Annotated in this window: 11 protein-coding genes and 1 tRNA gene; 7 read left to right on the top strand and 5 right to left on the bottom strand. The window is 57.0% G+C overall.

The window, feature by feature from the left end:
* The 3 genes from HZB23_10085 to HZB23_10075 form a co-directional block, all read right to left on the bottom strand.
* Positions 1-179, bottom strand: a 179-nt coding sequence (locus HZB23_10085) for a transposase (protein ID MBI5845004.1), incomplete at its 3' end; no start/stop codon positions are given.
* A 304-nt stretch (positions 180-483) separates the two neighbouring features.
* The gene (locus HZB23_10080) at positions 484-867 is read right to left on the bottom strand and encodes a hypothetical protein (GenBank protein MBI5845003.1); all 384 of its coding nucleotides are present in this window, start codon (positions 865-867) and stop codon (positions 484-486) included.
* Between the two features lie 358 nt (positions 868-1,225).
* Positions 1,226-1,312: transfer RNA gene (locus HZB23_10075), tRNA-Leu, on the bottom strand.
* Between the two features lie 245 nt (positions 1,313-1,557).
* Between HZB23_10075 and HZB23_10070 the strand changes: the two genes are divergently transcribed.
* The 5 genes from HZB23_10070 to HZB23_10050 all read left to right on the top strand — a co-directional run bounded on the left by HZB23_10070 (position 1,558) and on the right by HZB23_10050 (position 6,010).
* Complete coding sequence (locus HZB23_10070; protein ID MBI5845002.1) at positions 1,558-2,496, top strand: bifunctional riboflavin kinase/FAD synthetase; 939 nt, start codon at positions 1,558-1,560, stop codon at positions 2,494-2,496.
* Positions 2,493-3,596, top strand: coding sequence for a flippase-like domain-containing protein (locus HZB23_10065; protein MBI5845001.1), 1,104 nt, complete (start codon positions 2,493-2,495; stop codon positions 3,594-3,596). The genes HZB23_10070 and HZB23_10065 overlap by 4 nt, the downstream gene beginning before the upstream one ends.
* Positions 3,597-3,610: 14 nt before the next feature.
* Complete coding sequence (gene def / locus HZB23_10060; protein ID MBI5845000.1) at positions 3,611-4,129, top strand: peptide deformylase; 519 nt, start codon at positions 3,611-3,613, stop codon at positions 4,127-4,129.
* Positions 4,130-4,207: 78 nt separating this feature from the next.
* Positions 4,208-5,116 (top strand): methionyl-tRNA formyltransferase, encoded by a 909-nt coding sequence (locus HZB23_10055; protein ID MBI5844999.1) that lies wholly within the window; start codon positions 4,208-4,210, stop codon positions 5,114-5,116.
* 27 nt (positions 5,117-5,143) lie between these two features.
* Entirely contained in the window at positions 5,144-6,010 is an 867-nt protein-coding gene (locus HZB23_10050; GenBank protein MBI5844998.1) for a protein-glutamate O-methyltransferase CheR, read from the top strand.
* Here the strand turns inward: HZB23_10050 and HZB23_10045 are convergent.
* Positions 5,968-6,525 carry a metal-dependent hydrolase gene (locus HZB23_10045; GenBank protein ID MBI5844997.1) on the bottom strand — a complete coding sequence of 186 codons (558 nt, stop codon included), beginning with the start codon at positions 6,523-6,525 and terminating at the stop codon, positions 5,968-5,970. The genes HZB23_10050 and HZB23_10045 overlap by 43 nt on opposite strands.
* 115 nt (positions 6,526-6,640) lie before the next feature.
* Positions 6,641-7,936, bottom strand: coding sequence for a phosphomethylpyrimidine synthase ThiC (gene thiC / locus HZB23_10040; protein ID MBI5844996.1), 1,296 nt, complete (start codon positions 7,934-7,936; stop codon positions 6,641-6,643).
* Positions 7,937-8,215: 279 nt separating this feature from the next.
* Between thiC and HZB23_10035 the strand changes: the two genes are divergently transcribed.
* Positions 8,216-10,720, top strand: coding sequence for a PBP1A family penicillin-binding protein (locus HZB23_10035; protein MBI5844995.1), 2,505 nt, complete (start codon positions 8,216-8,218; stop codon positions 10,718-10,720).
* 121 nt (positions 10,721-10,841) lie between these two features.
* Positions 10,842-12,233 (top strand): glutamate--tRNA ligase, encoded by a 1,392-nt coding sequence (locus HZB23_10030; protein ID MBI5844994.1) that lies wholly within the window; start codon positions 10,842-10,844, stop codon positions 12,231-12,233.
* The last annotated feature ends 6 nt before the right edge of the window (positions 12,234-12,239 follow it).

Here is a 12,239-nt window from a genome sequence, read left to right as displayed (position 1 = left end):
TGTCGGCGGCATTTACGGCACTCAAGAAGCCCACGACTGGTTTGGCGGGCTTCTCCATGGCCGCAAGCAGGGCAAACGAATCCATTGGGCCAACGAAGGGCCACGAGGTAATCAACACATGACGCCTCGGTTGCGAAACGCACTCGGAACTCAGCCAGATTCGTCGGGTAATCCTCCATTCCCAATACTACATATTGGGGTGTTAGGAGTCAAGTGCATAGCCCCAAAAAGGATTAAAAAAACCAGCCCGTAAATTAGGCGCATGACATCCTCATTAGTTGTGGTTGTTAGCTCCGGATCATGTGGCTAAGGCTCCAAAAAAGAAGAAATGGCCATATAAAAAGGCCCATTCTTGCCCTTTGCCTGTTTGAGCGGCCAGAATAGCGACAAATAATTCGTAAAAATTTATGAAACAAACCCCTTGCCCACACTCTAAAAGCCCGTCTACGTTGATTCTGCGAGGCCTGATTTCTGATTATTAAGTCAATTAGCAAGAATTATGAGAATAACAACTCCAATCATAGTATTTACAATAAAAAGTTTCCATAAATTTAATACAGCATCTCCGGTTGCAATTTTCTTATTACCGGTAATTGCTCTTATGAATAAAGTTAGACCAGATATTGTGCCAATCATTGATAAAAAGTAGCCAAGCGGTAATAAAATAGAGTCTGCCTTAATAATGATGCTCCAAATCATGGCTACTAGTGTGCCAACGATAAAAAGTCCCCACAGTGTGTTTATCCCATGTATTTCTCCATCTTCTTTATTATAGAGCAGAGACCTGAAAAAAACAGCGACATCAGAAATAGCACCAAGAAGAATTAAACCCACAAGGATATATTTAAGGGCATTATGAGCGGGCATGACTACATTTTCCTATTTGTTGGGTTTAAAGTTGGGTTTAAAGAGTAGCTGGAATACTCCTCGGTTAATCCTTTTGAGAACCAAATATTTACCATATTCTGCAAACCGGGGCAATTCAAAACCCTACGGTCATTGGATTTCGGGTGAGGGAAGGCGTGATTTGGAGGAAGCTTTGCAACCCGGAAGCAAAACCCAAAGAATGGGTGAAAAAAGCTGGTGTTGATGGTGAGGGCGGGTACTTTTTTGCAGGGTAAAAACGTAAAATTCGGTGCCGATGCGGAGCGAAGCAATGCATATATTTGCATATGGAAAGGGGTGACCCCGGTAACTAACCGAAATCACCCCTAATCCATCTAAATGGTGCCGAAGAGGAGAATCGAACTCCTACCCGCATTCGCGGACTAGACCCTGAACCTAGCGCGTCTACCAGTTCCGCCACTTCGGCAGGATGAAGCATATTTGCGCCGCATGATTCCTTTGCCGGAAAGACCTTGATTTCCGCCAAAGGATGCTCTATCTAAACGCCTTTACGGGTCGTGTCAAGAAAAAATCGGCACTGGCCCCGGCTTCTTTCGGCCTTATATTATAAAATGCGCGGAATCGGTTTTGCGCAAGGGCTTGTGGCCGGAGGCGGGAAGAAATCCAATCAACGCGCGGCGGAAAGCATCCCGCCCGTTTCAGGGTAGTTTAATGCGAGTTTTCCAGACACTGGATGAAATAGAAAAACCCTTTCAAAACGCCGTGATAACCATCGGCAACTTCGACGGCGTTCACGTGGGGCACCAGGCGCTTTTTTCCGAGGTGATCAAAAGGGCGTCCGAAATCGAAGGCATTGCCTGCGCCATGACCTTCGAGCCGCACCCGCTGCGCTTTTTGAAGACGAAGAACCCGCCGCCCCTCATAACCCTCTACGAACACAAGGTGGAACTGATCGCCGAGACCGGAATCGAAAACCTCGTGTGCGTGCCGTTTACCGCCCTGTTTGCCGAGATTGAGCCCGAAACCTTTGTAAGGGAAGTGCTCATCAAACGCCTGGGGGTCAAGATTTTGGTTGTGGGGCCCGATTACGGGTTCGGCAAAGGCAGAAAGGGCACGGTGGAATTTTTGCAGAACCTCTCCCGCTCGCTTCCCTTCGAGGTGGTGGTTCTCCCCTGGATCGCGGTTCTGGGGCCTGACGGGGAGAGGGTAAGCTCCACCAGCATAAGGAACCTTCTTCAGGACGGAGAGGTCGCCCACGCGGCCCGGCTTCTTGGGCGGCCCTACCAGGTGCGGGCGAAGGTTGTTCCGGGCAGAAAGCGGGGCGGGGCGGTTTTGGGCTTTCCCACCGCCAACATCGTTTTGACCGATGAAATCTGCCCGGCTGCCGGGGTTTACGCCGTGGTGGTGGCCTGGAACGGGTGCCGCTTCAACGGGGTGGCCAACATAGGGGTCGCGCCCACATTCGGAGACGGCCTTTTCACGGTGGAGGTCCATCTGCTCGGTTTTTCGGGCGATCTTTACGGCCACAATATCACCGTGGATTTCATCGAGCGCCTTAGAGGCGAAATCCGCTTTGACGGGATAGGGGCGCTTTCGGCCCAGATAGAAAAGGACATCGGACGCGCCCGCGAAATACTGGAACGGAAATGAGCCGAAGGAAACTCGTCATATCCTTTTTCGTGGGGGCCGTGATCTCTGTTGCGGCCCTTTACGTTTCCTTCAAAAACGTGCCCCTGGCCGGGCTTTCGGGTTATCTTGGAAGCCTCAACTACTGGTGGTTCGTTCCTCTTTTCGGCGTGCTGGTTTTAAGTTTCATATTAAGGGTCATTCGCTGGCGGATCATTTTACACCCCATCGCGCGCCTTTCATTTTGGGAATGCCTTCATCCCATGATGATCGGTTTCATGATGAACTGCATCTTGCCTGCAAGGGTGGGGGAGTTCGCCAGGCCGGCCATCCTTCACCAGCGGCACGGGGCCACGTTTTTCGGGGTTTTGGCCACGGTGGCCGCAGAGCGGGTCCTGGACCTTCTGGGCCTTCTTCTGATGCTCATAGTCACCATGAAGTCAGTGGACATTTCCTTTGCCGGAAAGGTGGAATTCGCCGGTTACGTTCTCTCCCAGTCCACCCTGGACACGGCCATAACCGCCATGGTGCGCATGGCCGTGGTGCTTGTTTTGGGGGTGGGGGCGGTATCCGTGACACCCGTGAGGCTTCTGATGGAGCGGGCGGTCATGGGTTCGGCCTCCGTTTTGGTTTTTCTGCCAAAAGCCCTCAGGGAGAGGTTCCGGGAAACCGTCTGCCGCGCCGTGGTGGGAATAATGGAGCGCATTGCGGCGGGCTTCGGGCTCATGAAAAGCCCCTTAAATCTTTTCCTCTGTGTGGCGCTCACTGCGGGCGTCTGGCTTCTTGCCGCATATTCGTATATCCTTGCGGCCAAGGCCGCGCCTGGAATCGACCTCGGATACATGGAGCTCACCGCTGTAATGGTGATCATCTGCTTTTTTATCTCGCTTCCGTCAGCACCCGGTTTCTGGGGCCTTTGGGAGGCCGGCGGCATATTCGCCCTGGCGGTTTTCGGGGTGAGCGACCGGACTGCCGCTCTTGGTTTCACCCTGGCCGTCCACATTATAAACCTGGCCCCGGCCATTTTGGGGGGCTTTGTTTCAGCCGCCATCATGGGGGTCAATGTTCTGAAAATCAGCACGGAGAACGCGGATGAAAGCCCCGCGTCTCCCGGAGCGACATAGAAGGAGCGTCAAAAGTGGCTGTTTTGCCAATTGTAACCTATCCCGCGCCAATTCTCGCAAAGCCTGCGAAGAAGGTGGAAAGTTTTGACGAGGGCATAAAAACCCTCATCTCCGACATGGCCGAAACCCTGGCGGAACAAAAGGGCCTGGGCCTGGCTGCGGTGCAGGTGGGGGCGGACTGCCGCCTCATCATCTATCAGGTGCCGGAAAACCACGGCGGGGACGGCGTGGTGAGGGCGCTCATCAACCCGGTGATCGAAAAGTCCGAAGGAAAGATATTATCCGAGGGCGAGGGCTGCCTTTCGGTGCCGGAGTTCCGGGCAGACGTGCCGCGCGCAGAGCGCATATGCGTGACCGGCCTGGACGGGGAGGGCGAGGCCGTCAACATAGATGCCGACGGGCTTTTATCAATAATCCTTCAGCACGAGATAGACCACCTGGAAGGCGTGCTTTTCATCGACCGCATTAGCCGCTTAAAGCGCGAGATGTACAAACGAAGGGTCAAAAAGCAGCTTAAAAGATACGAAGACTAAGGTCCGAACGCGGCCTGCATTATTCGTGGCGTCGGTTTTTCCAGTCGGGGGTTGAACGAAGTTATGCGGGTGGTTTACATGGGAACGCCGGATTTCGCCGTCAGGCCCCTTGAGATGCTTTTGGGGGCAGGCGTGGATGTGCCTGCCGTGATCACTGCCCCGGATCGGAAAAAGGGCAGGGGAAGGCTGCTCGCCCCGCCGCCTGTAAAGGAGGCCGCCCTTCGTCTCGGTCTGAACGTGCTCCAGCCTGTTTCGGTCCGCCCCCCCGAATTTCTGGAAGAGCTTAAACGCCTTGCCCCGGATTTCCTGGTTGTGGTGGCCTATGGAAGGATACTTCCCAAGGAGGTCCTCGCCGCGCCCAAATATCTCGCCGTCAACATCCACCCGTCACTTCTTCCCAAGTATCGCGGCCCGGCCCCGCTCAACTGGGCCATAGTTAACGGCGACGACATAAGCGGAGTCACCGTCATGGCCATGGACGCAGGAGTCGATACAGGGGGTATAATCCTTCAGGAGGAAAGCCCGGTTCTGCCGGAGGATACCGCCGGAAGCCTTGGAAAGAGGCTCTCGGAAGAAGGCGGAAGGCTTCTGGTCGAGGCATTGAACGGGGTTTATGAAGGCTCCCTTGAGCCCCGGCCCCAGGAGGGCGAGCCGTCCTTCGCCCCCATGCTCAAAAAGGACGACGGGCGCATAAAATGGAACGAGTCCGCCGCCGCCATCGAAAGGCTGGTGCGGGGAATGTACCCTTGGCCGGGCGCCTTCACTTTTTTGGGTGCGAGCCGGATCAAGGTGCTTCAAGCTTCCCTTGGCCCGGAAACCTGTGAGCTGCCCGGAACGGTTCTGGAAAGCCCGCAGGATACCTTGCTTTTGGCCACCGGTTCGGGTAGTATTTATCTTACCCGGCTTCAGGGGGCCTCCGGAAAAATTTTACCAGCATCAGATTTTCTAAGGGGCCACCCCGTGCCGAAAGGCAGCGTTTTTTCCTGATTTTCCCGCCCCATCCCTGGAGTTTCCTTGAAAACCGAAATTTCCGACAGGCTTTTCAAAAAGTTTGCCGCCCTGGTGTACGCGAAATGCGGCATCAACCTTCACGAGGGCAAGAGGCAGCTTTTGAGGGCAAGGCTTGCCAAGAGGCTTCGGGCCGTGGGGGTGGAGTCCTTCGAGGAATACTACGATTACATCACCCTTGTGGACGAGGGCAGCGAAATCATCCAGATGGTGAACGCCGTCACCACCAACAAGACCAGCTTCTTCCGGGAATCCAACCAGTTCGACTTTCTCGAAAACACGGTTTTCCCCGATATCGCAAAGGCCCAAAAGGACCGTGTCAACATCCGCTTCTGGAGCGCGGGCTGCTCCACCGGCGAAGAGCCTTATTCGTTGGCCATATCCGTCCTGGAATTTTTCAAAAAGACTCCGCACCTTACGGTGAACATAATGGCCACCGACATCTCGACCTCGGTTCTGGAAATCGCCGCCAAGGGCGTGTACCACGAGTCCAGGGCGGAGGACGTGCCCATGGCCACCCTCATGCGTTATTTCCAGAAAGGCACCGGGCGGCAGGAGGGGTATTTAAGGGTTAAGGAGGAGGTGCGGCGCGTTGTTTCGTTCCGCAACCAGAACCTCATGCGGCCCTTTTTCTTCGGCCCTGTGCTGGACGCGGTTTTCTGCAGAAACGTGATGATTTATTTCGACAAGGTAACCCAGCAGAACCTGATCAGGCGCTTTTACGAGTGCATAAGCCCCGGCGGCTACCTTTTCGTGGGCCACTCGGAAAGCCTTGCGGGAATCGAACACGAATTTACCTACATCAAGCCCACCATTTACCGGAAAGGCTGTCAGGCCTCCGAAGCCGCCCCGCCAAAAAGCCCCGAAAAGTAACGACTTACGCACATCAGGGTCACCATTAAATAGAAGCAGGGCTGCCACACCCATTTCAATTCGCTTAGAAGCACCACCGCCCCCCTTTTCGAGACGAGCTGAAAAATGCCTATCGGAGCCACCTCAATCACCTGAAACGGCGCGAAATACCTATTCCCGGAAAACGGCCAGAAGGCGAGAACGCCAAGCCCGCCGTTGGTGAAGGCGTCTATGAAAGGGTGGGAAGCCGCAGCCAAAAGGAGAAAGAGAAAGGCCCTGAAAGCCGTGGTGTTGAGTTTTCTGTAAGCCAGAGCCCCGGCCATTGCAAGCAGAAGGGCGAACAGGATGGAGTGGCTAAATCCCCTGTGCCCGAAAAGGGAATCGTATGGAACGCCAAGCCTGTAGCCGATTGTGTCCAGGTCGGGAAGAACCGAGGCCAGCACCCCGGCTGCCAAAAGCCTTCCGGGCACGACGTTTCGCCCAAGGCCGAGCCCGATGGCGAGCGGAATGGCGGGATGTGTAAGGACGGTGGACATTAAAAGACCATGGCATATTTGATGTGTTGGCGGGAGCAAGAGAGGGACGGGCAGCCCGTCTCTCTTGCTCCTGTAAATCATCAGGCAGAGAAATGAAATTCCTGCCGCCAGCCGCCTACTTCTTTTTTTTCGTGGCCTCGCAGACCCTGTCGAAGGTCTTCATGGCGCAGAGGTCGCCGCACATGGTGCAGACCTCGCGCCCCGCGTCCTCGCTTTCGGCCCTTCGGGACCGGGCCAGTTCCGGGTTGATGGCGAGCCTGAACATGGCCTCCCAGTCGAAGCGGCGGCGGGCCCTGCTCATTTCCAGGTCCCATTCCCAGGCGCCGGGGATCTTTTTTTCCAGGTCTCCTATGTGTGCCGCGATGCGGGAGACAAAAACGCCTTCGGCCACGTCTTTTGCCGTGGGAAGGGTGAGGTGCTCGGCGGGGGTGACGTAGCAAAGGAAGTCGACCCCGGCTGATGCCGCTATGGCTCCGCCTATGGCCCCGGTTATGTGGTCGTAGCCGGGGGCCACGTCCGTGGGAAGCGGGCCCAGAACGTAGTAGGGTGCTCCGCCGCACAGGCGCTTCTGGAGCTTCACGTCCCCCGCTATGTAGGAAAGCGGCACGTGGCCGGGACCCTCTATCATGACCTGAACCCCCGCCTCCCTGGCCCGTTCCGCAAGGGTGCCCAACACGTTCAATTCCGCGTGCTGGGCGCGGTCCTCGGCGTCGGCTATGCCTCCGGGGCGAAGGCCGTCACCCAGACTAAGGGTAACGTCGTGGGCTCGGGCGATTTCCAGGAGCCTGTCGTACTGCTCGTATAGCGGGTTCTGTTTTCCCGTCACCGCCATCCATTCGGCCATGAGGCTTCCGCCGCGCGAGACTATGCCCACAACCCGCTCGCAGGTCATGAGGGTCTCCACGGTGGATTTGATCACCCCGCAGTGGACGGTGATGAAATCGACTCCGAGCTCCGCCTGGGCCGTGATTTCCTCAAAGAGGTCGTCGGCGGTCATGTCCAGCATGGTCTTTTTGCGGGACGCCAGGGCGCTCGCCACGCCGTATATGGGCACGGTCCCAACCATTAAGGGCGACCGGTCCAGCATGGTCTTCAAAATGGCGTGAAGGTCGCCGCCCGTGGAAAGGTCCATGACGGCGTCGGCTCCAGCCGAAACGGCGGCGTCGAGCTTTTCGAATTCCTGGATCTCGTTGTGGCGGCTCATGCTGGTGCCGATATTGGCGTTCACCTTGGTGCGAAATCCCTGGCCAATAACTCTTGCGGAAAATTTGCGGTGCACGTTTTTGGGGATTACGGCAAGGCCCGCCGCCACCTTGTCGCGCACGGTCTCCGGGCTTGTATTTTCGTATGCGGCGGCCTGGGTCATGGCCTCGGTGATTTTTCCCTGTCTTGCGGCAAGAAGCTGGGTCATTTGAATCTCTCCTTTGAATGATCGATCAGCCTGCGACTTTAGAAGCCGGAACTTTCCTTGTCAACCTTGCAATTGGGCCTTTTCGGGTAATAAATTTGATTGCGGGACAGACCTTTCCCCTTTGGGCGGCATTTTCCGTTTCTTGTTCCTCTGTCATCGCATATCTTCTTGACCGCCACATCCGTCCAATATATTATTTTCAGTTACGGTTCACTCCGGGGCCGTGGGGGTCTCCAAGGCCCGCCCCCGTTATTTGGCGAAGAACAAGGAAAAAAATTCATGGCGTTGACCAAATCAGCTCCATCTCCGGCCAGGAAACGCAACCCGGCCAACAAAATCAGGCGCAGGAAAAAGAGCCTCGGTCGAAGAATCCTTCGCGCATTTCTCGCCCTTGGCCTGACGTTTTTTCTTGCCGGCCTGGTGATCTTTTTATTCGCGTATGTCTATTTCTCGCGAGGACTCCCGGACGTGGAGCAGCTCATCCAGTACCGCCCGCCGGTGGTCAGCACGGTGTATGCCGACGACGGAACAGTGATAGCCGAATTCGGCAAGGAGCGCCGTTTCGTGGTGGGCCTGGACAAGATTCCCCTCACTCTTCGCCAGGCCTTCATATCCGCCGAGGACAAGCGCTTCTACAGGCACCGGGGGGTGGATGTGATCGGCCTTGCAAGGGCGGTGCTCAGGAGCTTTCAGGCCAAATCCAACATGCAGGGCACTTCCACCATCACCCAGCAGGTGGTGCGAATGATGTTTCTGAGCCCGGAAAAAAAGGTGACCCGGAAGATCAAGGAGATGATCCTTGCCGTGCGCCTTGAACGAAAGCTCGAAAAGGACAGGATTCTGGAGCTTTACTTAAACCAGATATACCTGGGGCACGGCGCTTACGGAGTCGAGGCGGCGGCCCGCACCTTTTTCGGGAAATCCGTGGGCTACCTGAATCTTGGGGAATGCTCCATGATGGCGGGGCTGCCTCCCGCGCCCAACAACTATTCCCCCTACCGCAACATCAAGGCCGCAACCAACAGGCAGCGCTACGTGCTCTACCGCATGGCCAAAGACGGCTACATAAGCGAGGCGGAAAAGGAATTGGCCCTGGCCAAAAAGCCGGAGCTCAAATCGAAAGCCGTGCCCGAAACCAACGAAATGGCCTTTTACGTGGAGCATGTAAGGCGCTACGTGGAAGACAAGTACGGCCCGGACATACTCTACAAGGCCGGTCTCATCATTTACGCAAGCGTGAATCCAGCGTTTCAGAAATCCGCCTACGAGTCCGTGGTGACCGGCCTGGAGACACTCGACAGGCGCATGGGCTGGCGCGGGCCCGTAACCCGCCTTTCGGCGGCGGACGCCATCGATTTTGTCAAGGACCAGTCGGAGGAGCAGGCCCTGTCCCCTCCGATGGCTGGCCAGACCATAAAAGCCCTGGTGGAGTCTCCCCTGGCCAAGGGTCAGGTGATTGTCGCATTCGGAGCCTTCAAGGGGATCCTGAGGCCCTCGGAGTCTTCCTGGGCGAGGCTCAACAACTCCAGCCGCGCCCTTCGCAGGAACGACGTGATATGGGTGCGCCTGAAGGACAAGCCGGTTGAGGGCGAGCCCTGGCCGGTGGTTCTCCATCAGGTCCCGGAGGTCCAGTCCTCCCTTCTATGCATGGAAAACGCCACGGGCCAGGTAAAGGCCATGATAGGCGGTTACGATTTCACCCAAAGCCAGTTCAACCGGGCGGTGCAGGCCATGCGCCAGCCGGGTTCGGCCTTCAAGCCCTTCATTTACGCGGCGGCCCTGGATAGCCCTGTGAAGCGCTACACGCCCACTACCGTCATCTACGACACCCCTCTGGCCATAGAGGACGACGGCGGCGAAATCTGGCGGCCCAGGAACGAACGCAACCGTTTCTACGGGGCGACCCTTTTCAGGAACGCCTTTGCCTACTCCCGAAATATCGTGACCATAAAAATCCTGGATTCCATAGGCGTGGACTACGCCATCGACTACACCAGGAAATTCGGCATAACCTCGCCGCTCATCAACCGGCTCTCCCTCGCCCTGGGCTCATCCGAGGTCTCCATGCTGGAGATGGTGACGGCCTACTCGGTTTTCGCCAACAACGGGCTCCTGGTGCCCCCCTGCTTTGTCAGAAAGATTACCGACAGGGACGGCAGGGTGCTGGAGCAGTACGTTCCCGCGCCCAGGACCGCAATAAGCCCGGACACCGCCTTTGTAATGACCAATCTCATGCAGAACGTGGTGCAGTACGGTACGGGCACCGAGGCCCGCGCCCTGGGCCGCCCGGCTGCGGGCAAGACCGGCACCACCAACAAGCGTAACGACGCCTGGTTCATAGGCTACACTCCCCAGTACGTGTCGGGCGTATGGGTGGGTTTCGACGGCAATAAGGTCCTGCCTGCGGGTTCCAGCGGCGGGCACACTGCGGCTCCCATCTGGCTCACGTTCATGACCGACATTTTAAAGGACAAGCCGGTGGTGGACTTCACCGCGCCGGAGGAAATCCAGTTCGCCAATATCGACCCCAAAACTGGGCTTTTGGCTTCCCCTGACGCCAAGGACGCCGTTTTTTCGGCTTTCAAGAAGGATACCGCGCCTTCCGAGTACGCCCCGGAAGGCCCCCAGGTGGACGAGGAGGAGCTGTTCACCGGAGACGTCGACGCGTCTCCGGAAGGCGCAGAGGAGCCAGGAGCGGAGGAGGAGGCCCCGGAGGAGGCGCCGCCCTCCGAGGCGGAGCCCGCTCAGCCGCAGCCGAAACCTGAGCCGCAGCCGGCCCCGTAAACTGGGATGGTTTTTGTTTTACCGACTCCGAAGTTTTATTTACACTTACGCCATGTCGGCCCGGAAGCATCCGAACGCTTCCGGGCCGCGCCGCTTAAAGAGGAAAGAACGGGAAAACGAAATGAGCAAGGTAGTCACGAGATTTCCGCCGAGCCCCACGGGCTCCCTTCACGTGGGCGGCGCGCGGACCGCGCTTTTCAACTGGCTCTACGCCAGGAGAAACAACGGAAAATTCATCCTCCGCATCGAAGACACCGACAAGGAGCGCTCCACAAAGGAATCCACCGACACGATTCTTGACAGCCTCAAATGGCTTGGCCTCAACTGGGACGAGGGGCCTTATTTCCAGTCCGAGCGGGCGGATATCCACTGGGGCTTCGTTCAAAGGCTCTTGGATTCCGGTAACGCCTACTGGTGCTACTGCACCCCCGAAGAGCTTGAAAGAAAGCGCGAGGAGGCCATGAGGACCGGGGGCAAGCCCAAGTACGACGGCTGCTGCCGGGAAGCTGGCCTTTCAAAGTTGCCGGGCTCGGTGGTGCGCTTAAAGGCCCCCTTGACCGGCGTCACCTCCTTCACGGACACGGTGAAAGGCCCCATAGCCTTCGAGAATTCGGAACTGGACGACCTCGTCATCTGGCGCTCGGACGGAACCCCCACCTACCATCTGGCCGTGGTGGCGGACGACATCTCCATGGCGGTCAACACGGTCATTCGAGGCGACGACCACGTGAGCAACACCCCAAGGCAGGTGATGATCTACAAGGCCTTAAACGAGCCCCTGCCCCTTTACGCCCACGTGCCGATGGTTCTGGGCGCGGACAAGAAGCGCCTTTCCAAGCGCCACGGCGCGGCCTCCGTCACCGAGTACCGGGAAATGGGCTACCTGCCCGCAGCGGTCATCAATTACCTTGCCCGCCTGGGCTGGTCATTCGGGGACCAGGAGTTCTTCACACTTTCCGACCTTGTCGAAAAATTCAACCTTGAAAACATAGGGAAATCCGCCGGGGTCTTCGATCCGGGAAAGCTTATGGACTTGAACGGCGAGCACATCCGCGCAACCGGGACTGCCGACCTTGTCGCGCCCTTCGCCTTTCAGATGGAAAGGCTGGGGGTTGGAATCGACGACCGGGACCGCGCTATAATGGTGATGGACACTCTGAAGATTCGCTCCAAGACCCTGGTGGAAATGGCCGAGAAGGCGCTGTTTTATTATCAGGACAGGGTGGAATATGACGAAAAGGCGAAAAAGTGCTTCACCACGGATTTGAAACCTGCGGTGTCCGATCTTCTCGGAAGGCTTGAAGTAGCTGATTTCGGGGATCACGCTGCGCTGGAAGAGGTGTTCAAAACGGTCATGGAGGCTCATGGCCTGGGGTTCGGCAAAATCGCCGGGCCGGTGAGAGCGGCCATTACCGGGCGCACGGCGAGCCCCGGTATGTTCGAGATGCTGATGGCCCTGGGAAAGGAAAAGACCCTGGAGAGGCTTAACGCGGCGCTTCCCCTGATGTCCTGAGTTAAC

This window comes from Deltaproteobacteria bacterium (assembly GCA_016235345.1).
Lineage (GTDB): Bacteria > Desulfobacterota > Desulfobacteria > Desulfobacterales > Desulfatibacillaceae > JACRLG01.
The sequence above is the reverse complement of the archived record's forward strand: the minus strand, read 5'-3'. Positions and strand labels throughout refer to the sequence as shown.